The organism is Acidovorax sp. ST3 (assembly GCF_003231145.1).
GTDB lineage: Bacteria > Pseudomonadota > Gammaproteobacteria > Burkholderiales > Burkholderiaceae_C > Acidovorax.
The window spans coordinates 434,548-456,040 of the sequence record NZ_QKVP01000003.1 but is presented as its reverse complement, the minus strand read 5'-3'; the positions used below and the strand labels follow the sequence as shown (position 1 = coordinate 456,040).

At 65.7% G+C, this 21,493-nt stretch carries 19 protein-coding genes, 1 tRNA gene and 1 pseudogene; 11 read left to right on the top strand and 10 right to left on the bottom strand.

All coding sequences use genetic code 11. From position 1 onward, the window contains the following. Window positions 1–133 precede the first annotated feature (133 nt). Entirely contained in the window at window positions 134–529 is a 396-nt protein-coding gene (locus tag DNK89_RS11360) for a hypothetical protein (protein WP_110960171.1), read from the top strand. A 119-nt stretch (window positions 530–648) separates the two neighbouring features. On the opposite strand, the gene DNK89_RS11355 is transcribed toward DNK89_RS11360, so the two are convergent. The 7 genes from DNK89_RS11355 to DNK89_RS11325 all read right to left on the bottom strand — a co-directional run bounded on the left by DNK89_RS11355 (window position 649) and on the right by DNK89_RS11325 (window position 10,207). Then, a tRNA-Arg gene (locus tag DNK89_RS11355) sits at window positions 649–723 on the bottom strand. 55 nt (window positions 724–778) lie between these two features. Further along, on the bottom strand, window positions 779–5,194 hold the full coding sequence (locus DNK89_RS11350) for a translocation/assembly module TamB domain-containing protein (protein WP_110960170.1): 4,416 nt from the start codon (window positions 5,192–5,194) through the stop codon (window positions 779–781). After that, window positions 5,194–7,131, bottom strand: a complete 1,938-nt coding sequence (locus DNK89_RS11345; RefSeq protein WP_238990783.1) for an autotransporter assembly complex family protein — start codon at window positions 7,129–7,131, stop codon at window positions 5,194–5,196. Before DNK89_RS11345 ends, DNK89_RS11350 begins: the two co-directional genes overlap by 1 nt. A 140-nt stretch (window positions 7,132–7,271) precedes the next feature. Then, complete coding sequence (locus DNK89_RS11340; protein WP_015015544.1) at window positions 7,272–8,459, bottom strand: VWA domain-containing protein; 1,188 nt, start codon at window positions 8,457–8,459, stop codon at window positions 7,272–7,274. Window positions 8,460–8,483: 24 nt separating this feature from the next. Beyond that, window positions 8,484–9,080, bottom strand: coding sequence for a GNAT family N-acetyltransferase (locus tag DNK89_RS11335; RefSeq protein WP_110960168.1), 597 nt, complete (start codon window positions 9,078–9,080; stop codon window positions 8,484–8,486). A 20-nt stretch (window positions 9,081–9,100) separates the two neighbouring features. After that, complete coding sequence (locus tag DNK89_RS11330) at window positions 9,101–9,352, bottom strand: hypothetical protein (RefSeq protein WP_110960167.1); 252 nt, start codon at window positions 9,350–9,352, stop codon at window positions 9,101–9,103. Continuing rightward, the gene (locus DNK89_RS11325) at window positions 9,353–10,207 is read right to left on the bottom strand and encodes a MoxR family ATPase (RefSeq protein ID WP_015015541.1); all 855 of its coding nucleotides are present in this window, start codon (window positions 10,205–10,207) and stop codon (window positions 9,353–9,355) included. A gap of 106 nt (window positions 10,208–10,313) precedes the next feature. Between DNK89_RS11325 and DNK89_RS11320 the strand changes: the two genes are divergently transcribed. After that, window positions 10,314–10,976 carry a cytochrome c gene (locus DNK89_RS11320; protein ID WP_110960166.1) on the top strand — a complete coding sequence of 221 codons (663 nt, stop codon included), beginning with the start codon at window positions 10,314–10,316 and terminating at the stop codon, window positions 10,974–10,976. 66 nt (window positions 10,977–11,042) lie between these two features. Here the strand turns inward: DNK89_RS11320 and DNK89_RS11315 are convergent, their stop codons facing one another. Further along, on the bottom strand, window positions 11,043–11,531 hold the full coding sequence (locus tag DNK89_RS11315; RefSeq protein ID WP_110960388.1) for a DUF3429 domain-containing protein: 489 nt from the start codon (window positions 11,529–11,531) through the stop codon (window positions 11,043–11,045). Window positions 11,532–11,752: 221 nt separating this feature from the next. On the opposite strand from DNK89_RS11315, the gene DNK89_RS11310 reads away from it, so the two are divergent. Further along, a complete protein-coding gene (locus tag DNK89_RS11310; protein WP_238990782.1) occupies window positions 11,753–13,015 on the top strand; it encodes a putative Na+/H+ antiporter in 1,263 nt (420 codons plus the stop codon). Between the two features lie 11 nt (window positions 13,016–13,026). On the opposite strand, the gene DNK89_RS11305 is transcribed toward DNK89_RS11310, so the two are convergent. Next, complete coding sequence (locus DNK89_RS11305) at window positions 13,027–13,626, bottom strand: IclR family transcriptional regulator (RefSeq protein WP_238544127.1); 600 nt, start codon at window positions 13,624–13,626, stop codon at window positions 13,027–13,029. Window positions 13,627–13,638: 12 nt separating this feature from the next. After that, window positions 13,639–13,860: pseudogene (locus tag DNK89_RS24910) on the bottom strand (helix-turn-helix domain-containing protein); the annotation flags it as partial. A gap of 135 nt (window positions 13,861–13,995) precedes the next feature. On the opposite strand from DNK89_RS24910, the gene DNK89_RS11300 reads away from it, so the two are divergent. The 8 genes from DNK89_RS11300 (at window position 13,996) to DNK89_RS11265 (ending at window position 21,410) form a co-directional block, all read left to right on the top strand. Further along, complete coding sequence (locus DNK89_RS11300) at window positions 13,996–15,276, top strand: aconitase family protein (RefSeq protein WP_110960164.1); 1,281 nt, start codon at window positions 13,996–13,998, stop codon at window positions 15,274–15,276. Further along, a complete protein-coding gene (locus tag DNK89_RS11295; RefSeq protein WP_110960163.1) occupies window positions 15,273–15,806 on the top strand; it encodes a 3-isopropylmalate dehydratase in 534 nt (177 codons plus the stop codon). The genes DNK89_RS11300 and DNK89_RS11295 overlap by 4 nt, the downstream gene beginning before the upstream one ends. A 25-nt stretch (window positions 15,807–15,831) precedes the next feature. After that, entirely contained in the window at window positions 15,832–16,686 is an 855-nt protein-coding gene (locus DNK89_RS11290; RefSeq protein WP_238990802.1) for a branched-chain amino acid ABC transporter permease, read from the top strand. A 9-nt stretch (window positions 16,687–16,695) separates the two neighbouring features. Continuing rightward, window positions 16,696–17,667, top strand: a complete 972-nt coding sequence (locus DNK89_RS11285; RefSeq protein ID WP_110960162.1) for a branched-chain amino acid ABC transporter permease — start codon at window positions 16,696–16,698, stop codon at window positions 17,665–17,667. Window positions 17,668–17,672: 5 nt separating this feature from the next. After that, on the top strand, window positions 17,673–18,521 hold the full coding sequence (locus DNK89_RS11280) for an ABC transporter ATP-binding protein (RefSeq protein ID WP_110960161.1): 849 nt from the start codon (window positions 17,673–17,675) through the stop codon (window positions 18,519–18,521). Next, window positions 18,505–19,245 (top strand): ABC transporter ATP-binding protein, encoded by a 741-nt coding sequence (locus DNK89_RS11275; RefSeq protein ID WP_056746833.1) that lies wholly within the window; start codon window positions 18,505–18,507, stop codon window positions 19,243–19,245. The genes DNK89_RS11280 and DNK89_RS11275 overlap by 17 nt, the downstream gene beginning before the upstream one ends. Window positions 19,246–19,314: 69 nt before the next feature. After that, a complete protein-coding gene (locus DNK89_RS11270) occupies window positions 19,315–20,523 on the top strand; it encodes an ABC transporter substrate-binding protein (protein WP_110960160.1) in 1,209 nt (402 codons plus the stop codon). Between the two features lie 11 nt (window positions 20,524–20,534). Then, window positions 20,535–21,410 carry an oxaloacetate decarboxylase gene (locus DNK89_RS11265; RefSeq protein ID WP_110960159.1) on the top strand — a complete coding sequence of 292 codons (876 nt, stop codon included), beginning with the start codon at window positions 20,535–20,537 and terminating at the stop codon, window positions 21,408–21,410. Window positions 21,411–21,493 lie beyond the last annotated feature (83 nt).

Below are 21,493 nucleotides of genomic sequence, written 5' to 3'. Positions count from 1 at the left end.
GTGCCATGGCACGGCGCATTGCCTGACAGGCGTGCGGTCTGCCGGCTGGCTTGATCGGTTGGGTTGCAGGGCTAAAAAACGGACTGTGACGGCACCCCCTTGGCGCCGTCGTTCCCTGTCCAAGGAGCCCATCATGATTCCCTCTACCACCCCTTCCACTGCGGCCACCGCACCCGTGGACGAAGACCTGGCCGAGCAAGCACGCCCCGGCTACGGCATCCCTTCGCAAGACCCCCGAACCGGCGCCCAGACCGCGCTGGAGCCCGAAGACGCAGAGCGCGAAGCCCACTCCGCCTTGATGGGCGGCGGCATGATGGCCGGCGCCGCAGCCGGTGCCGCCGTGGGCGTGGCCGTCGCGGGCCCGGTGGGTGTTGTGGTCGGTAGCACCTTGGGCGGCATTGCCGGTGCGCTGGGAGGTGCCGCTGCGGGCACCATGGTCAGCTCGGACGAGCCTTTGCCCGATGCTGTGGAAGGCGATCACCTTGCGCAGTCTGCGCGAGGGCGAGCAGGCAAGACGGACTCGAAGTAAGGCAGCTAGGACGGCCATGCGCCGATTGGGGCAGGGCGCGTATTGCGTGCGGATGCTTCAGATTTGATAGCTGCTAGCGCATATTGCACTATCGCTTGCAGCCATTTTGGCTATGAAGCTGGTCCCCTCGACAGGAATCGAACCTGTATCTAGCGCTTAGGAGGCACTCGTTCTATCCATTGAACTACGAGGAGGCAAGGCCGCCGCGCATTGTAGTGGCGCGCGGCTGCCTCCCTGGCCGGTTGCGCCTCAGTCGTACTTCACGGTGTAGATGATGTCCACCGCGCTTTTCTCGCCAGTTTGCCCGCGCAGGGTGAGGCGGCGGGAGAGGTCGTAGAAGATGTACAGCGTGCCCAGCGTGCCCGACAGGCTGCGCTCATAGGTCACGTACAGGTCTTTGGACAGGCGCTTGCCGAAGGTGAGGGCGGCGGCGCTGGCGTCTTCGCCCGTGGTGGCGCCGCGAAAACCGATTTCGTCCAGTCCCAGGCGACTGGCGGCGTTGGCCGTGGGGCTTTGGCCGCCGTTGCGGCCCAGCAGGGCCAGCGCGGCTTGTTGCAGCACGGCCGCTTCGGCGCCTCCGGCCGAGGCATTGCGGCCCAGCACCACCCACGACAGTTTTTCGGCATCGGGCAGTTCCGGGTCGGAGTACAGCGTGACGCGCGGCGCCTGCGCGCTGCCCGTGACCTGCACCCCGGCGCGCACGCTGATGTTGGGGCGCAGCGCCAGGATGTCGAGCGAGGGGTTGTTGTACGGGCCGTTGAAGCGGATAAGGCCCGTCTCCACGTCCAGCATCTGGCCCCAGGCGCGGTAGCGGCCCTGATCGGTGCGCACCTCGCCAGTCACGCGGGGCGGGGCGCCGGGCACGGCGCTGCTGCGGATGTCCACCTCGCCCGTCAGCCGGGTGGTGATGCCTTGCCCCTGCAGCGCAAAGTCGCGCCCCAGGTTGAGGGTGATGGCGATGTCGGGCGGCTTGGCGGTCTCTGCCTGCGCGGCCACCTGGTTGGCCTTGGCGGCGGCCTGGGCCTTGGCCTGGTCTTCGCGGTCCTTGGCGGCGGAGCGCACGACCACGTCCGAGCCCAGGCGCGGTGCTGATTCATCGGGCAGGATGATGGTGGCGCGGTCGGTGATGAGCTTGCCGCGCAGGCTGATCTGGCCCTGCTGCAACTGGGCCTGCAACTGGCCCGACACGCTGACCTGCCGGTCGGCCCGCACCAGCACCTGCAGGGCCTTGGCCTCGGCCTGCAGGGACATGGTGATGCCCGACAGGCCGGTGGCTGCCGTGGCGCTGTCGCCCCAGGCCACGCGGCCGGTGGCGGTCAGCGTGCCGCCGTCTTGTGCTGCGGCCGTGCGGTTGCCGCTGAAGCCTGCGATGCGCGCGCTGCTGCCCCGCCCGCCTTGCAAGCGGAACTCGGTGATGTTGAGCTGATTGCCCTGCAGCGTGGCGCGCAGGCGGCCGCCTTGCAGGTCCACGCCGTCCACCACCGAGCGCACTGCCATGTCGTCGGCGCCCAGGGTGCCCGCCCAGCGCGGCGCATCGCGCGTGCCCGACAAGGTGGCGCTGGCATCCAGCGTGCCGCGCACACGCCAGCCGGGCGGCGCCAGCGCAGACCACACGCCCACGTCGGGCAGGCGGGCGCGCAAGGTGCCGGCCAGTGGTGCGTCGGCAGGCCAGGTGATCGGGGCATCGGTGTTGGCAGCGGACAGGCGTGTGCTGGCGGTGGCGTCGATCTCGCCCGCGCGGTCGCTGGCCCAGAGCAGGCGCGCGCGCAGCGTGTCGCCTTCGGCGGTGACCGTGATTTCTGCCTGGCGCACACCGGCGAGCGTGCCTGGGGCGCTCGATGCGCTTGCTGCACCTGATGCACCTGCAGGCGGTGTGGCTGCAGTGGCCAGCACGGTGGTGGCGCCTGCACCGGTGCCCTGGCCGCTGCTTTGCACCGCCGTGACGGCCGTGGTATCGCCCGCCAGGATGCGCAGGTCGCCACTGGCACGGCGCAGGCTGGCGCTTGCGCGCAGGGCGTCGCCCGTGGTGTCCACACTCCATTGCCCATCGAGCACGATGCTGCTGGCCAGGCCCATGCGCGCAAGCAGCGGCTGCGCGGGCCGGCCTGCGGCGGCAGGGGTCTCGCCCAGGCCCAGCGCATCCACCCAGGCCATGGGCAGGCCCTGCAGCGTGCCCTGCGTTTGCAACCGCGAGAGGGCGTTGGGTGCCGTCGCTGCTGACCATTGCACGGGCGACCAGCGCAGGGTGACGGTGCCCGGTAAGGGGCCGGTGATGCGGGCCTGACCGGCCGATGCCTGCAGGCTGAGGGAGGTGGTGGTGGGTGATGGTGCCGTACGCCCGCTGGCCCGTGACTGGGGGGCGCTGGAGGTAGGTGTGCCGGTGCGCACGGTCAGGCCCAGGGGCTCTGCCAGTTGCAGCGTCCACGGCTCGGGGCGCTGCGCGGCCTGGGCTTGCAGGCGCAGTTCACTGACTTGCAGCTGCCATTGCCCCGCGCCTACCATTGTGCTGGCAAGGCGGGTCTGTACCGCCGCCTGCGCGGCCTGGGGCGCTGGTGTGCGGACCTCGCCGGTCAGCGCCAGAGAGGCCTGTGCCAGGTTGCCACCCAGTTCGGCCTTGAAGGCCCGCAGTTGCAGGGCTTGCCCGGCAGAGGTGCCGCCGCTGGCGTTGCTGGTGGCGGGGAGTGTCAGGTCCAGCTGGGGGGTGTTCAGCGTGGCTTGCAGATCAAAGCGGTCGGGGTTGCGGGCGGCTGCGCTGTGGGCGGTGGCAGTCTGAAGTTGCTCCGTCAGTGTCTGCCAGCCGCCCTTCCAGCGCGCGGTGATCTGTGCCGTGCCCTGGCCGCTGGCCCCTTGCAGAACGCGCTGCACGGCGGTGCCCACCACCGGCAGGCCCGCCAGCCAGCGCTGCGTGAGCGCGGCGTCGGCCCACTGCACCTGCAGGTCGCCCGCGCCGCTGCGCGGGGCCAGCGTGCCTTGTGCCTGTGCGGTGGCGCCGGGCACTGCCAGGGTGACCTTGCCCTGTGCAGACTGCGTGCCCAGTGCGACCTGCAGCCCGGTGGCTTCCACGCGGGCCTGCAATGCGTCCAGCAGCAGGCGGTCCAGCCGCACCGTGCCGCCGTCGGTGGCCTGCCAGGTGCCTTGTGTGCTGAAGGTATTGATGCGCAGCGGTGCGCCCGCTGCACCCGGGGGCTTTGCGGTTGCCGTTCGCGCGGCCGTGCCGGTGTCTGCCCGCACATCGGCACTGAAGCGCACGGCCTCTCCTTGCGTTTGCGCGGTGACGCGGCCGGAGAGCGGGGCTGCAGCCAGCAGCGTGTGCAGGGCGTCGGGGCGCAGCGCGCGCAGGGTCGCCTGGCCCTCCAGCGCGTGGGTGGCAGGGGTGTAGTGGCCCTGCGCGGTGATGCTGCCCTTGCCCGCCTGCAGGGTGGCGCTGGGCACGGTCCAGCGGGTGCCGTCGTAGCTTGCGCTGGCGTCCAGCGCGGTCAGGGGCAGGCGGGTGGTGTCCCAGGGGCCAGGCAGGTCGTTGCGCAGCGCGGCCTGCAGGCTCCAGCCTGCTGTGCCTGACGTGCCTGCGCCGCCGGATGTGGGCCCGGCTTGCAGCGTGCCGTGCAGCTGCGTGACCGGTGCCTGCGGCCACAGGGCCGCCAAGTTGACGGCGCGTAACGTGGCGTTGGCGGACTGCAGGGGTTGCTGCGTCCAGGGTGCCAGCGTGGCGGCCAGATCAGCCTGCATGGGGTCGGCAGCGGGTGTAGGGGTTGTGCGTGGGGTAGGAGGTTTTGATGCGCCCGGTTTGCTGGCGGGCGCGGCTGCGGGTGGTGTGGCGGCTTCGCTGGTCGGCTCGGGCTTCAGGCGTGCCTGCAGTTGCAGCTGGGCGGCGGCGGTGGCCAGCGTGCCCTGCAGCGTGGCGTGGGCGCCCACCTGCAGCGCAGCGCCGCCCCCGGGCACGGCGGTGCGCACAGTGCCGTCCACGGTGGCGTCCAGCGCCATGGGGGCTTGTGCGTCCAGCGTGGCGCGGGCGCTGTACTGGCCCTGGGCCAGCTCCACCGCGCCGATGTTCAGGCGGTGCTGGCGGCCATCAAACCGGTAGTCGCCCACCAGGCCCTGGGCTTCCACGGCGGGTGACCCGGCCCACACAAGCTGGTCGACCCGGAACGGCACGCCCAGCTGCAGCGGCAGCACCAGGCTGGTAGGGGGCGTGGGGGGGGGCTCGGGCGTGTCAGTGGTTTTGGGCTGGGGGGTGATCGCCACGCGGGCGGCATGCACCTCGCCCAGCTCCAGGCGGCGCTGCAGCAAGGGGGCCAGCTGCCAGCCCAGGCGGATGTCGGTCACTTCCACCGCCAGGGTGGGGCTGCTCCAGCGCAGCCAGCCAATGCGCCCGCCGCTGCGCAGCGAGCCGCTGACATCGCGGCTCTCCAGCTGCTGGTTGGCGGGCAAGTATTGCGCTGCACGGGCCAGCGTGGTGGCCAGTGAGGTGCCGCTGCCCGCCCACCACCACAGCAGCGCGCTGGCCGCTAGCAGCAAGGCCAGCAGCGTTGCCAGCAGCCAGCCCAGCGCCCGCAGCCAGCGCGGCGTGCGGGGGGGCTGAGGGCGGGGTGTCGACGAGGACCCGGCGCTGAAGTCCGACGCACGGGCGCGCGGCTTGGGAGTGTGGGGGGCGTCGCTCATCGCCATCAGAAGCTGAACCCCAGCCGCAGGTGCAGCCGCACCTCTTTGGTCTTGAGGCCATAGGCCAGGTCGGCCTGCAGCGGGCCCACGGGGCTGCGCCAGCGCACACCGGCGCCCACTCCCACGCGCGGGCTCAGGTCGCCCACCTTGTCGGCGACGGCACCGGCATCCACAAACAGCGTGCTTTCCCAGTCGGTCATCGCTCCCTTGTAAACGATGGGGCGTTGCCACTCCACGCTGCCCACGGCCAGGTAGCGGCCCCCGTACAGCTGGCCGTTGTCGGTGCGCGCGCCGATGCTGCGGTAGCCGTAGCCGCGCACCGTGGTGTCGCCGCCCGTCACAAACAGCTGCGTGACGGGGATCTGCGCGCCCTCGCGCGCCAGCACTGCGCCTGCCTCGGCCCGCAGGGCCACACGGGCATTGCGGCCGATGCCTGCGTCGTCCTGCACGCGCCCTGCGGGGATGAAGGACTGCCACCGCACCAGGGTGCGCACAAACGGGTCGCGCTCGGGTCGCAGCGTGGTGCCCAGGCCCAGCTCCACCGCCACGCCATGGCCCCGCGTGGGGGCGGTCATGCTGTTGAAGTAGCGGCCGGTCAACCCGTAGTTGATGCTCAGGGCGGTGCTGGTGTCGGAGGGCGACCGCGTGTTGTCGGTCAGGCCCTGGCTGTTGGCGTAGTCGTACTGCAGGAAGTAGTTGCGGTCGATGGATTTGGTGCTTTTGCTGCGACCCGCGCGCAAGCGACCGCTGTTCACGTCGTAGTCGCCCGTGGCCTCGCGCAGCAACTGGCCGCCCGCAAACCAGCGCCAGCCGTTGTCATTGGGCAGGTCCGTCCATTCGGTGTTGGCGAGCTTGGTTTCGCGGTCGAGCGCGAGTTTGGTCACCGCGCGCCAGCCCAGCACGGGCATCTGGTTGTGGATGTGTTCCAGGGACAGGCGTGCGCCGCTGTCGGTCGAGAAGCCCGGACCAAAGACCAGCTTTTGCATCGGGGCCTCGCGCACCTGGGCCACCACGGGGGCGGCCTGCGGGTCGGTGCCTTCGGTGTCGAGCGTGAGGAACACGGCGTCGTAGTAGCCGCTGCTGGCCAGGCGCAGCTGGGCGTCCAGCATCTCTGCCTCGTCATACACGGCGCCCGTGGGCAGGCGGGCAAGGCGCCGCGCACCGTCGCTGTCGTAGCGCTGGCTGCCCTGCACGCGCAAGGGGCCGAAGCGGTAGGCGGGGCCGGGGTCGTAGCTCACGCCCAGCTGGGCTTGGTGCCGGTCGGCATCGATCTCGGCCCGGCTGTTGGCGATGTGGGCCGTGGGATAGCGCCGGGCCTGCAGCTGGCGCAGCCCGTCGGTCTTGGCACTGTCCCAGGCCGACTGGGTGAAGGGCTGCCCGGGGGCGAGGGACCAGTTGCGCTGTAGGCGTTGCTGCCGTCGCGCCAGGGTGTCTTTGTCGGCCTCGTCGGTGCCTGCCACCGTGATGTCGGCACGCGCAATGCGAGTTTGGGGGCCGGGCTCCACGGTGACCGTGACGGTGCGGGGTGCGCCCTTGCGGGTGCCCGCAGTCTCTTGCGCCTCGGTCAGCTCCACGGTGATGGTGGGCGCAAAGTAGCCCAGGGTGCCCAGCAGTTCGCGCGCGTTGGCGTCGGTGGCGCCCAGGAGGCGCTGCAGCTCGTTGGCCTGCAGGTCGGGCAGCTGGCGAAAGCGCTGCAGCTCCAGGTGGCGCTCCAGTGTCTCGCGCACCGCGTCGGGGGCGCGCACCACCACGTCAAACGATGGGGCACCACTGCTGGCTTCGGGGCTGATCAGGTCGCTGCGGGTGTCGCCGGTCGTGGGCTCATCGGCACGCGGCAGCAGGCTGCAGCCGCTCAGGCACAGCGCGCCGGAAAGCAGCAACGCCGACCACAGGGCCGGCGTTGGGGTACTAACAGTGGCGGGGCGCAAAACGCGGAAGGGCACGGTGCGAGAGGATGTGTCAGGGGATCATATGGGGGATGGCAAGCCTGCCAGTCCGCCCGATGCATCCCCGACTATGCCCTGAAACGGGAGCGCCCCCTGTCGGACAGATGCTCACAAGGCATCCGTCCCTGCTGCAGGGCCTATTTGGACAGCAGTCGCATTGTCTCTTCCAGCCCCTTGAGCGACAGCGGGTACATGCGGTTGCCCACCAGCTGCTGGATGATGCTGATGCTCTGGCGGTATTGCCATACGCCTTGGGGTTCGGGGTTGATCCACGCAAACTTGGGGAAGGCGTGCGTGAGGCGCTGGATCCACTCCGCGCCCGGCTCCTCGTTGTTGTATTCCACGCTGCCGCCGGGCTGCAGGATTTCGTAGGGGCTCATGGTCGCGTCGCCCACAAAGATCAGCTTGTAGTCCTTGTTGTACTTGCGGATGATGTCCCAGGTCGGGAACTTCTCGGCAAAGCGGCGGCGGTTGTTCTTCCACATGAAGTCATAGACGCAGTTGTGGAAGTAATAGAACTCCAGGTGCTTGAACTCGCTCTTGACCGCGCTGAACAGCTCCTCGACGCGCTGAACGTGTTCGTCCATGGTGCCGCCCACGTCCATCAGCAGCAGCACCTTCACGTTGTTGTGCCGCTCGGGGACCATCTTGATGTCCAGGTAGCCCGCATTGGCGGCCGTGCTGCGGATGGTGTCGGGCAGGTCCAGCTCCAGCTCATGCCCTTCGCGAGCAAACTTGCGCAGGCGGCGCAGCGCCACCTTGATGTTGCGCGTGCCCAGCTCCTGCTGATCGTCGTAGTCCTTGTAGGCGCGCTGCTCCCACACCTTCACCGCGCTCTTGTTTTTGCCCGCGCCGCCAATGCGCACGCCCTGCGGGTTGTAGCCGCCGTGGCCAAACGGGCTGGTGCCGCCAGTGCCGATCCACTTGTTGCCGCCTTCGTGGCGCTCTTTCTGTTCTTCGAGGCGCTTCTTCAGCGTCTCCATGAGTTCGTCCCAGCCCATCTTCTCGATGGCGGCCTTTTGCTCGGGCGTGAGTTCGTTCTCCAGGATCTTGCGCAGCCAGTCGGCCGGGATCTGCTTGGTGAAGTCGGCCACCATTTCGACGCCCTTGAAGTAGGCGCCGAAGGCCCGGTCGAACTTGTCGTAGTGCTTCTCGTCCTTGACCAGCGTGAGGCGCGAGAGGTTGTAGAAATCGTCCAGGCTCCACGCGTCATCTGACTTGGGGCCCACCACACCGGCCTGCAGCGCTTCGAGCAGGGTGAGGTATTCCTTGACCGACACGGGCAGCTTGGCCGAGCGCAGGGTGTAGAAGAAGTCGATGAGCATGATTTGGGCCTCTAGCGCCAGTGTTTATTGCGCGTGACGCTCTAAAAGATATAGCAACTGTGCCCTGGCCTCGGGCCATTCGCCAGCACGCATGCTGTACATCACCGTATCGCGGATGGTGCCGTCACGGCGCAGCGCGTGGCCGCGCAGCACGCCGTCCTTCTTGGCGCCCAGGCGCTCGATGGCGCGTTGCGACGCAAAGTTGTAGTTGTCGGTGCGCCAGCCCACCACATGGCAGCCCAGCGTATCGAACGCGTGGCCCATCATCAGCAGCTTGGCGGTGGTGTTGACGTGGGTGCGCTGCACGCTGTGGCGGTACCAGGTCCAGCCGATTTCCACGCGCTTCACGGCGGGCACGATGTCGTGGTAGCTGGTGGAACCGAGCACTTTGTCGGTGGCATCTTCCACCACGGCAAAGGCAAAGCGGTTGCCGTCTTCGCGCATCTTGAGCGCGGCTTCGATGTACGCGCGGGTGTCCTGCGGCTCAGGTACCGAGGTGATGCGCAGCTTCCACAGCTCGCCATCGGCAGCAGCGGCCCGCAAGCCGTCTTCGTGGGCCAGCGCCAGCGGCTCCAGGCGGACGCCGCGATCCCGCAGCGTGACAGGTTCTACAAAAGCCATGGGTCTCTACCCTTTGATCATCAGTCTTTGGACGGCTGGCTGCGGCGGCTGTTCTGCCAGCGCCGGGCCCCATGCAGGCCCAGGCCGCCGCCGAGGCCCACCAGGGCAATGCCCACCAGGCTGCCGGTGCCGTAGCCAGGCGCGAAAATGTCGAGCCCCAGCAGCTGGCCGAGCCAGAAGCCCAGCAGCGCACCCCCCACAAAGCCCACGGCATCCGCAACGCCGTTGACCAGCAGCTGGCGGGTGTTGTCGTGGCCGTTGCTGTGGCTCACTCAGCGGTTCCTCTGGTTCATGAACACCAGCTTTTCAAACAGGCTCACGTCCTGTTCGTTCTTGAGCAGCGCGCCCACCAGCGGGGGCACGGCCACCTTGTTGTCGGCGCTTTGCAGGGCGGTGAGCGGAATGTCTTCGGCCACCAGCAGCTTGAGCCAGTCGATCAGCTCGCTGGTCGAAGGCTTCTTTTTGAGGCCGGGCAGGTTGCGCACGTCATAGAACGTCTTCATCGCCACGGTGAGCAGTTCGCTCTTTAGCGTGGGGAAGTGCACGTTGATGATCTGCCGCATGGTGTCGGCTTCGGGGAATTTGATGAAGTGGAAGAAGCAGCGGCGCAGAAACGCGTCGGGCAATTCTTTTTCGTTGTTCGAGGTGATGAACACCAGCGGGCGGTGCTTGGCCTTGATGAGTTCGCGCGTTTCGTAGCAGTAGAACTCCATGCGGTCGATTTCGCGCAGCAGGTCGTTCGGGAATTCGATGTCGGCCTTGTCGATCTCGTCGATCAGCAGCGCTACGGGGCGGTCGGCCGTGAAGGCCTGCCACAGCACGCCCTGGATGATGTAGTTGCGGATGTTCTTCACGCGCTCGGCGCTGTCGCCATCGTTGAGCTGGCTGTCCCGCAAGCGACTCACCGCGTCATATTCATACAGGCCCTGCTGGGCCTTGGTGGTGGACTTGATGTGCCACTGCAGCAGGGGCATGTCCAGCGCCTGCGCCACTTCCTCGGCCAGCATCGTCTTGCCCGTGCCGGGCTCGCCCTTGATCAGCAGCGGCCGTTGCAGCGTGATGGCTGCATTCACGGCAAGCATCAGGTCTTGGGTGGCGACGTAGTTCTGGGAGCCTTGGAATTTCATGGGGGAAAACACCGGATCGTTGATGAATGGGCTTGACAGGGCGCTGGCTATAATCAACGGCTGATCAGAGCCCAGAGCTGAACTTCCACGAGATTGTGCGCGCAAAATGAACAAAACGTTGACCACGCTATTTGCCCTGGCTGTCGCTTCCGTGACCGCCTTGTCCCACGCCCAGGAAGCCAAGGGCGACGTGGAAGCCGGCAAGCAAAAGATTGCCATGTGCATTGGGTGCCACGGCATCGTCGGCTACCAAGCCAGCTTCCCCGAGGTGCACAAGGTGCCCATGATCTCGGGCCAAAGCGCCAAGTACATTTCGGCAGCGCTGGTCGCCTACCAAAAGGGTGAGCGCAAGCACCCCACCATGCGCGGCATCGCTGAGTCGCTGTCTGAAAAAGACATCGCCGATGTGTCTGCCTACTACGAACAACACGGCAAGACTGGCGCCGAGCTGCCTGCCAAGCCATCGCGCGAACCCAGCGTGCAAGTGGCCGAGCTGCTGAAGAAGGGCGCTTGCGTTTCGTGCCACGGCGACAACTTCGCCAAGCCCATCGACCCGTCTTACCCCAAGATCGCTGGCCAGCACGCCGACTACCTGTTTGTCGCTCTCAAGTCCTACAAGGTCGAGAAGAACGCCAATGTGGGCCGTGGCAACGCCATCATGGGCGGTGTGGCCAAGCAGTTCACCAACGCCGAGCTGAAGGCTTTGGCCAACTACGTGAGCAGCCTGGACGGCGACCTGCACACAGTGCCCCAGTCGCGCTTCCGTTGATCAGCAGTCTTGCTGAGCGCAAAAAAAAGCCCGCTTCGGCGGGCTTTTTGCTGGGCGACTGAATCGTCAACGACTGGCGGCCCACGCGCCAACAGCCAGACACACGCAAGCCGTGACCGTCAGGCGCCATCGCAGCGGCAAGTACCACGCAGGAAGCGAGGTACGCGCAGCCAGCCGATGGTCTTGCACCAGGTGCGCTGCAAAGCCTGCGATCAGCAGCACGGCTCCTGCGGCGGCAGGCAATAGCGTGGCAGGCCAGGCCATCAGCGATGGCACCACGCTCCATACAAAGCAGTGCGTGCGCTCTGGGGCGCTCAGCCCGCTTTGTGCCATGGCAAAGCCCCAGTGCAGAGCGCCCACAAAACTCAGAATCACCGCGCCGTAGGCCAGCAGCGCTGCGCTCCACCACGGTGTGCTGGGCGCCCACAGGCCCACCGCCGCCAGCGCCAGGAACGGCAGCAGGCCGCCGTATCCCAGCCAGGCCACTGCCGGCGGGATAGGGGCGGAGGAGGGCGAAGGCAAAGGTGGTGTGGGCGTGTGGATATGCGTCGACATGAAAGCCTCCAGATAGGTGTCTGCATTGTCTGGAAAGTGAGACTCCCGAGTGCCATGCATGGTTGTGTGTACCAGCCAGCCGTCTTTGCGCGGGTGCCTCAAGCCCTACGCCTACAAAGCAACCCGGTATCGCCAGTTAAAATATTAGCTGGGTGTCGGCGCCATGGTGGCCCGGCAGGTTCATGCGCTGGTCGGGCCGCCGCGCGGTTTTTCTGCGACCCATGAACTCCTCCCCAACCCTGATCCAGGTGGTTGGCGCCGTCCTTTTCGGTCTGGCCATTCTTCACACCTTCTCCACCAAGTATTTCGAGCACCTTGCGCACACGCAGCCCCGGCACGCGGGCATCTGGCATCTGCTGGGCGAGGTAGAAGTCGTGTTCGGCTTCTGGGCGATGGTGCTCATGCTGTTCATGTTCTCCATCAGCGGCAAGCAGGAGGCCACCGCCTACTTGGATTCGCGCAATTTCACCGAGCCACTGTTCGTGTTCGCGATCATGGTGATCGCCGCCACGCGGCCTATCCTGGAGCTGTCTGGGGCTCTTGTCCGGGCGCTTGCCGCTTTGTTGCCGGTACAGCGCGGCATGGCCATGTATTTTGTGGTGCTGGCGTTCGTGCCGCTGCTCGGGTCGTTCATCACCGAACCTGCGGCGATGACGCTGGCCGCGTTGATGCTGCGGGACACGCTGTTCTCCCACCCCATCTCCAGCCGACTCAAGTATTCGACCATCGGCGTGCTGTTCGTGAACATATCGATTGGTGGAACGCTCACTTCCTTTGCGGCGCCGCCCGTGCTGATGGTGGCTGCCAAGTGGAACTGGGACATCTGGTTCATGCTATCCAACTTCGGCTGGAAGGCGGCGGTGGCCGTGCTCGTCAATGCGGCCATCGCGATGCTGATCTTCCGCAACCAGTTGGGCCACATGGGCCGTAAGATGCCCGCCTCCGAGTCCCCCATGCCGTGGACCGTGACGGGCGTGCACCTTGCCTTCCTGGTGCTGGTGGTGGTGTTTGCCCACCATCCCGCCGTGTTCCTGGGCCTGTTCCTGTTCTTCATGGGGTTCACCACGGCGTACCAGCGCTACCAAAGCCCGCTGATCTTGCGCGAAGCGCTGCTGGTGGCGTTCTTCCTGGCTGGCCTAGTGGTGCTGGGCGGCTTGCAGCAATGGTGGCTGCAGCCGGTGCTCATGAAGATGGACGCCAACGCCGTATTTTTTGGCGCCGCAGCGCTCACCGCGTTCACCGACAACGCTGCGCTGACCTACCTGGGCTCGCTGGTCGAAGGCCTGAGTGACGAGTTCAAGGTGGCCCTGGTGGCGGGCGCCGTCACGGGGGGCGGCCTGACGGTGATTGCCAATGCCCCCAACCCGGCCGGTGCGTCCATCCTGAAGGAGAAATTCTCGGACGGCGTCATCAATCCGCTGGGGCTGCTGCTGGGGGCCTTGCCGCCTACGCTGGTGGCGGTGATTGCATTTCGGGTGTTGTAGTTGCTGGGCGGTCAGCGATCAGCCAGCACCGCCTGGTTGGTCATGGCTTCGCAGATGGATCGGATCTGAGGGCGCATCAGCCGGGCCACCTCATCACGCCGGTGCGATTCGAGTCTTCCTGAAATGGCGGCCACGCTGATGGCGGCGATGGGATTGTCCGGCGGAAACGCAATGCCAATGGCGGCCGTGCCAGGGGTGACCACGCTGTCCAGAAACGCGTACCCCTTGTCGCGGCCCACCTTGATCGCTTCGCGCAGGTAGGGGGCTGTGACGAACCCGTACTTCTCGTACTTGGGAGCGTTGGCATCGATGATGGATTCGGCCTCATCCGGTGGAAGTGCGCACAGGATGGCCAAACCGCCCGCTCCCACGCCCAGAGGGCGGCGAATGCCCACGTCCAGCGCCAGCGACTTGATCGGATAGTCGCCCAGCGCGCGGTGGGTGCACACCGCCTCCAATCCGCTGCGTTCGCTCAGGTAGATGGTGTCCTGCGTCACTTCGGCCAGCTTCTGCAGCGCGCCGTCACACAGTTCCGACAGCCGGTAGCGGGGGCGTGCGAGCAAGCCCAGCTCATACAGCAGCGGCCCCAGGTAGTACTTGCGCGTGTGCATGTCCCGGTTCAACAAACCTTCTGCCTCCAAGCGATGAAGCATGCGAAAGCAGGTCGATTGCGGCAGCCCGCTCGTGGCGGCTATTTCGCCGATACGCATCCCGCCTCTTCCGCGCGACGCCACGATGCGGAGCATCTGTACTACCCGTTCAATGCTTTGGGTACCCGTTTTAGAGTTTCCACTATGTGGCGGTTCTTTTGTCTCTAAGGGGACTGCTATGGCTTTTTTATTCATGATGTCTTTGTAGTTTGTATCCACATAGTGGGCAATATAGGGTTTACCCAGGCAATTGCTGAACCATTTGATTTTTTAATAAGTCATCAAACGATTTGTTTAACTTCCACATAGTGGATAACTGGGTAAAGCCGCATGTCTTACACGATGACTGAAAAGATCCTCGCCCGGGTTGCAGGAGTGCCTGCGGTCCGGGCGGGCGACGAGATCCTGGCGCGGCCGGATTTCGTGATTGCCTACGACTTTCCGGGCTACACCGATGTGTTTTTCAAAGAGGCCAAGGAGGAGTTCGGTGTAGACAAGGTGCCGAGTCCTGAGCGCTTTGTGCTGTTCATCGACCACATGGTCCCCGCGGCTGCCCCCAAGGAGGAAGAACTCCACAAGATCACCCGCGCCTGGGGCAAGGAGCAGGGCGTGCCTGTGCATGAGCGCGAAGGCATTGGCCACCAGGTGTCCGCCGAGCTGGGCTACGCCACGCCAGGGGCGTTTGCTGTGCACTTTGACGGGCATGTGAGCCAGCTGGGCGCGTTTGGCACCCTGGCGATGGGCGCCCGCAAGAGCGTGCTGGAGACCTTTGTCTCCGAGCGCATGGCGCTCGTGGTGCCCGGCACCGTCAAGATCGAAGTCACCGGCACGGTGCTGCCCGGCGTGATGGCGCGGGATATCTTCCACCACCTGGTGCGGGTGATGGGGCCTTCTTCCTGCCGCTTCAAGGTGGTGGAGCTGTGCGGCCCTGTGATTGACGCCATGAGCATCGAAGGCCGCCAGACGATCTGCGGCCAGGCCATGTTCCTGGGCGCGACGACGATGCTGATCGCGCCCGATGCCAAGACGCTCGAACATGCCAAGGGCCGCTCCAAGATCGCCCTGGACCCGGTTTACCCTGATGCCGACGCGCACTACGACCGTGTCGTGACCGTGGATGTGAGCGATCTGGCCCCCATCGTGGTGGCGCCGCCCAGCCCCGCCAACACGAGGGACCTGACCGAGTACGCAGGCCTGGAAGTGCACATGGGCTATCTGGGTAGTTGCGCTAGCGGCCGGCTGGAGGATCTGCGCGTTGCAGCGCAGGTGCTCAAGGGCCGCAAGATCAAGCCGGGCTTCCAGCTGCATGTGGTGCCCACCTCGCAGGCCATCATGTCGCAGGCCGCCAGCGAAGGCCTGATCTCCACTTTGGTGGACGCTGGTGCGTTCATCAGCTCGTCCAGCTGCGACTACTGCTATGGCCGCATCGCCACCATGACGGATGGCCAGCGCGCTGTCTCTACCGGCACGCTCAACACGCCCGGCCGCATGGGCAGTGCCGATTCTGAAATCTTCATCTGCAACGCCGCCGTGGTGGCTGCATCGGCCCTGGAGGGCTGCATCACCGACCCCCGGCCTTACCTCTCCAGCACCGAAGGGAGCGCAGTATGACTATGCCCACCTTGCATGGCCGCGCGGCCTGGGTCTTCACCGAAGACGACTACGACATCGACCTGATCGTTGGCATCAAGAACATCAAGATCACCGACATCAACGAGCTGGCAGCGGTCACCATGACCAGCTACGACCCCGACTTTGCCCAGTCCGTCAACAAAGGCGATCTGCTGGTAGGCGGGCAGAACTTTGGCTATGGCCACCCGCATTACCCGGCCATGCGCGCCATGCGCCACCTGGGCGTGGCAGGCGTGATTGCCGAGTCGTTCTCTCCCGGTTTCTTCCGGGGCGAGATCAGCATGGGGTTCCCGCTGATCACCTGCCCGGGCATCCGCGCGGCGACGCAGCGGTGGGACACCCTGCAGGTGGATTGGGAGCGCGGCGTGGTGGTTAACCAGCGCACCGGGCAGGCGCTGCCATTCGAGCCCTGGTCGTCCACCGAACGCGCCACCATCGAGGCGGGTGGGTTCACGCCTTATCTCAAGGCCCGGCTGGCACGCGAGCGTGCTGCTGCAGCCGCAGCGTGACGCGCAAGGGCTCAGTATGTTGCAAATGATCGTGAGCGGCGTCGCCCTGGGCGCCATCTACGGGCTCATCGCCCTGGGCATCGTGATGGTGTTCAAGGCGACGGGCATCCTCAACTTCGCGCATGGTGAGGCGGCCATGCTCTCGGCCTTTGTGGCCTACACCCTGTTCAAGCTGGGTCTGCCGCTGTGGGCGGTGGTGCCGCTCACGTTGCTCTTTGGCGCAGCGCTGGGCATGGCGATCGAGCGGTTCATCATCCGCCGCTTCATTGGCAAGGCGCTGCTGTCGTCGGCCATTTGCACGCTGGGCCTGTTCCTGGTGTTTGGTGACCTGGCCATCTGGGTGTGGGGCAAGGATACGCAGGAGCTGCCCAGCATCTTCCCGGCCGCGCCCATCGACATCGGGGGCGTGATCGTTTCGGGCACCGACCTGGGCATCGTGGCCGTGTGCGCCACGCTGGCCGCCCTGCTGTTTGCTTTCTTCCGCTTTACGCGGCTGGGTATCGCCATGCAGGCGACGATGGAGAACCCAACGGCTGCGCGCCTCATGGGCATTCCGATCAAGCGCATCTATGCGTTGGCTTGGGCGCTGTCGCACGTGATCGCAGCCACGGCGGGCTTGCTGATTGCGCCGCTGACTTTCGTGCACTTTTCGATGATGCAGCACGCACTTCACTTCGCGTTTGCTGCTGCCGTGCTGGGTGGCATTGGCAGCATGCCAGGCGCGCTCTTGGGTGGCGTGATCATCGGCGTGTCGTCAAACCTCACTGGCGCCTATGTGTCCTCGGCCTGGAAGGACGCCGTGCCCTTCATCGTGATGCTGGTCATCCTGATCCTGCGTCCCCACGGTTTGCTGGCCCGCGCCCAGATCAAGAAGGTCTAAGGAGCCGCCATGACCAAAGTCTTTGATGCATATCCCTGGCTCGGCCCGGTGCTGTTCGTGCTTGCCTTTGTGCTGGCGCCACTGGTGCCCGGTGGCTACGTGCTGTACATCTTCACGCTCGTCATCATCTACACGTTGGCGTCGTTCGGCACCAACATCCTCACGGGCTACACCAACCTGATCTCCATGGCGGGTGCCGTGTTCTTCGGCATCGGTGCCTATGGATCGGCCATCCTGACCACGCACTTTGGCGTACCGCTGGTGCTGTCTATGTTCATTGCCGCCAGCATCGCCACCGTGGTGGGGCTGCTGCTGGCCTTGCCCGTGCTGCGTCTGGAGGAGGTGTTCCTGGCGATTGCCACGCTGGGGTTTGTGATGATCTCGGTAGAGATTGCCAAGTCCAGCGGTGACATGTCGGGCGGCGAGAACGGCATGGGCGCACCTGGACCCACCCTGTTTGGCTGGGCGTTGGACGAGCGCGCGTACCACGTGTTCACCGCCCTCGTGCTGGCGGGTGCGCTGTGGGTTGCACGCAACCTGGCACGCAGCCGATTCGGGCGGGGCTTTCTGGCCATCAAGGGCAGTGAGACGGCCGCTCGCGCTCTGGGCCTGAACACCACGGCGCTCAAGCTGGTGGCGTTTGGCGTGTGTGCCTTCTACACCGGCTTGTCGGGTGCGTTGTATGCACCACTGGTGCGCTTTATCGACCCATCGCTTTTCAGCATCATGGTGTCGATCAGCTTCGTCTCGATGGTCATCGTGGGCGGGCTGGGCTCCATCCTGGGCTCGGTGCTGGGTGCAGTGTTCGTCATCGGCGCGCCGCAGTTGCTCACGTACCTGGGGTTCGATCAGTTCCAGCGTGCGCTGTATGGCGTAGCCATGATCTTGGCGTTGATGTTCCTGCCCGACGGGCTGTCCAGCCTCTTCAAGCGCAAGCGTTTGCCCGGTGCGGATGCAGCGCAGAGCGGGGGTGTGCGATGAGAGTGATGGACGACAAGACCTTGCCGTCGCAGGCGCCGGTATCGGCAGCATCTGGCCGACCAGCGCCGTTGCTCAGCATCCAGGGTGTGCGCATGGCTTTCGGCGGCATCGTAGCCGTGCAGGACGTGAGCTTTGACGTGATGCCCGGCACGGTGCACGCACTCATTGGCCCCAACGGCGCTGGCAAGACGACGATGCTCAATTGCATCAGCCGCTTCTACACGCCCCAGCAAGGCGCTATGCGCTACCGCACGGCTTCCGGTGATGTGGAGCTGCTGGGCTGCAAAGCCCACCAGGTGGCGCGCCTGGGGATTGCTCGCACGTTCCAGAACCTGGAGCTGTTTGCAGAGCTGACGGTGTTTGACAACGTGCTCATTGCACGTTCGATGGCGATGCGCGCCACGCTGGGGGAGGCCCTGCTGAGCCTGCCACGCCAGCGCCGAGAGGAGCGAGAAGAACGAGAGCGTGTGGAAGCGGTGCTTGAAAAGCTCAACCTGCAAGCCCACGCGCATGCGGTGGTGCGCGACTTGCCCTATGGCACGCAGAAGCTGGTGGAGCTGGCCCGTGCCATGGCGCTGGAGCCGCGCCTGATGCTGCTGGACGAGCCTGCAGCGGGCATGAACAACCGTGAGATCGATGCCCTGGGCGAAACACTCAAGCGGCTGCAGGCCAGCACGCAAGCGACCCTGCTGCTCATCGAGCACAGCATGCCCCTGGTGATGTCCATCTCGGACACGATCACCGTGATGCACAACGGCGCCTTCCTGGCGCAGGGCTCCCCCAGGGAGATCGAAAACCATCCCGCCGTGGTTGAGGCGTATCTCGGAGGAGGCAAGAGTGGCAAACGGCGTTGAACCATCCAGTGCGCCCGCACTGCTGAGCGTGGACAACCTGAGTGCGGGCTACGGCAAGATCCGCGCGCTGCACGGCGTGAGCCTGCGCGTACCGCAGGCCCGCATTGTGTGTGTGCTGGGCGCCAACGGCGCGGGCAAGACCACGCTGATGCGTGCACTCTCGGGGCTGCTGCCCGTCAGTGACGGGCAAGCCATTTTTGACGGCCAGTCCATCGCCAACGTGCCCGCCGAAGCGCTGGTGCGGCGAGGCATTGCCCATGTGCCGCAAGGCCGCATGGTGTTTGCGCAACTCACCGTGCGCGACAACCTGGTGCTGGGTGGATACACCCGCCCAGCAGCCGAGGTGCGCGACGACATCGACCGGGTGCTGGGTTATTTCCCCCGGCTCAAGGAACGCATCACGTCCCGCGCCGGCACGCTGTCGGGCGGCGAGCAGCAGATGCTGGCCATTGCCCGGGGCCTGCTAGCCAAGCCGCGCCTGCTGATGCTGGATGAGCCCTCCATGGGCGTGGCACCCATCCTGAAAGACGCCATCTTCGAAACGCTGCGCGACATCCGCGACCGCGAAAACCTCACGCTGCTGATCGTGGAGCAGGACGCAGACATCGCGCTCGACATCTCCGATGAAGGTTATGTCATCGAGACCGGCCGTGTCGTGATGCAAGGCCCGGCCGCCGAGCTGGCAGGCAACGAAGACATCCGCCGTGCCTACCTGGGCGGCTGACCGCAGGCTCGGCTTTGCAAGTTCCTTCCCCCATGTTCCCTTCCCACCGATAAACACAGGAGACAAACCATGACCCACCTCACCCCCCGCCGCACCCTGCTGGCCGCAGCAGCTGCCAGTCTGATGACCGCCACCCTGGGCGCGCATGCTTTCGAAAACAAGGAAGAGGGCGTGCTGACCCAGGAGATCGTGCTGGGCTCATCACAGCCGTTGTCTGGCACACTGGCCTACATGGGCAAGGCCGTGGACGAAGGCATGCGCACCTACTTCGACATGGTCAACGAGCAGGGCGGCGTCAATGGCCGCAAGATCAAGCTCATCACCTATGACGACGAACTCAAGCCCGCCAAGTCGGTGGCCAACGCCAAGCTCCTGGTCGAGCGCGACAAGGTGTTTGCCATGGTGGGCAACATCGGCCACGCCACCAACATCAGCGCCTACGAATACAGCTCCACCAAGAAGGTGCCCACCATTGGCGCGCTGAGCATCTCCGACCTGACCTCCAACCCGCCACGCGACCTGCTGTACGTGCTGCCGTCGCCCCAGTCCACCGAGACGGCGGCCTACATCGACCATGCGGTGGAGGTTCTCAAGGCCAAGAAGATCGCAATGCTCTACCAGAACGACGGCTGGGGCAAACCGGCCTACGACATTGCCGTGCAGCGCATGGAAAAGCACGGCATGAAGCTGGTGGAGGCGCAGACCTTTGAGCGCTTCGCGACCGACCTGACCTCGCAGGTCTTCAAACTCAAGCAGGCTGAGCCGGACGTGGTCATCGTCTACGCGCTGGGTCAGGAGGCGGTGCAGTTCTTCCGCGGTGCCGAAAAGCTGGGCTGGAAGCCCACGGTGTTTGGTGCGGGTGGACTCAACGACCCCAAGTTCATCGAGCTGCTGGGCAAGACGCAGTCCAAGCTGTATGTGGCCTCGTACTACGACGCGGTGGACGGCAACAACCCAGCCATCCAGTCGTTCTTCCAGCGCTACACCAAGCTGTATCCCAAGTCGGCGCCCACCTCGATGGCGCTGATGGGCTATTCGTCGGCCGCTGTGACGGTCGAGGCGTTGAAGCGCACTGGCGCCGAACCGAGCCGCACCAAGGTGGTGGCGGAGCTGGATGGCATGAAGGACTTTGACCAGAAGATCGGCCCCAAGATCACCTTCCAGCCCGTCAGTGCCGGTGGCTATGCGCGGCGCGGCCAGACGGGTGTGGCGCTGATGGAGCTCAAGGACCAGAAGTTCGTGTCCATGGGCAGCTACATCGACCCCGTGAAACGTTGAGGACACCCGCCATGACAACAAGCTTGCGACAACAGCTGCGTGCGCGCATCCAGTCGGGCCCTACCTTCTGGATGGCCGGTGCGCAGGACGCCCTCTCGGCCCTGCTGGTGGACCAGTCGGACTTTGACGGCATCTTCACCACGGGGTTTGGCATCTCGGCATCGCTGCTGGGCCAGCCAGACATGGAGGTCTACACACTCAGCGAAAACGTGGGTGTGGTGCACCACATCGTCAACGTGGTGAAAAAGCCCGTCTTTGCCGATGCCGACACCGGCTACGGCAATGTCATCAACGTGGCCCGCACGGTGCGCGAGTTCGAGAAAGCGGGCGTGGCCGCGATCTCGATCGAAGACCAGATCAGTCCCAAGCGCTGCCCGGCGGCGGCGGCGTTGACGCCCGTGGTGTCCATCCCCGATGCCGTGGCGCGCATCAAGGCGGCGGTGGATGCCCGCCAGGACCCGGACTTTCTCATCGTCGCACGCACCGATGTGGCCGATCCCGAGGAGGCCATCGAGCGCGCCGTGCGCTTTGCGGAGGCGGGGGCGGACCTGATCCAGCCCATCTCGCGCACTTTCAAGGGCTATGAAGACCTGGTGCGCCTGCGCAATGCCTCGGGCCGCCGCCTGTCGCTGCAGCTCATGCAGGGGCTGTGGATGTCGCGCCTGACGCGGTCGCAGATCGAAGAGGTGGCGGCTTTTGCCACCTACCCGGTGGTCACGCTGATGAGCACGGTGCACGCCTTGCAGAAGAACCTCGCCACGCTGTCGGCCCGCCGCACAGGCGATGTGGACGGCTTGCCCTGCGGACAGACCAGCATGGCCGACTTCAAGGAAGTGATCGGCTGGAAGGCGATGGAAGAGCGCCAGGCGCACTACGAAACGGCTTGATCGTCCCTGAAGGCTTTCACCACAAAAAACAAAGGCCAGTGCTCCATGGGCACTGGCCTTTGTCGCTTTTTCAGGCGCTTACT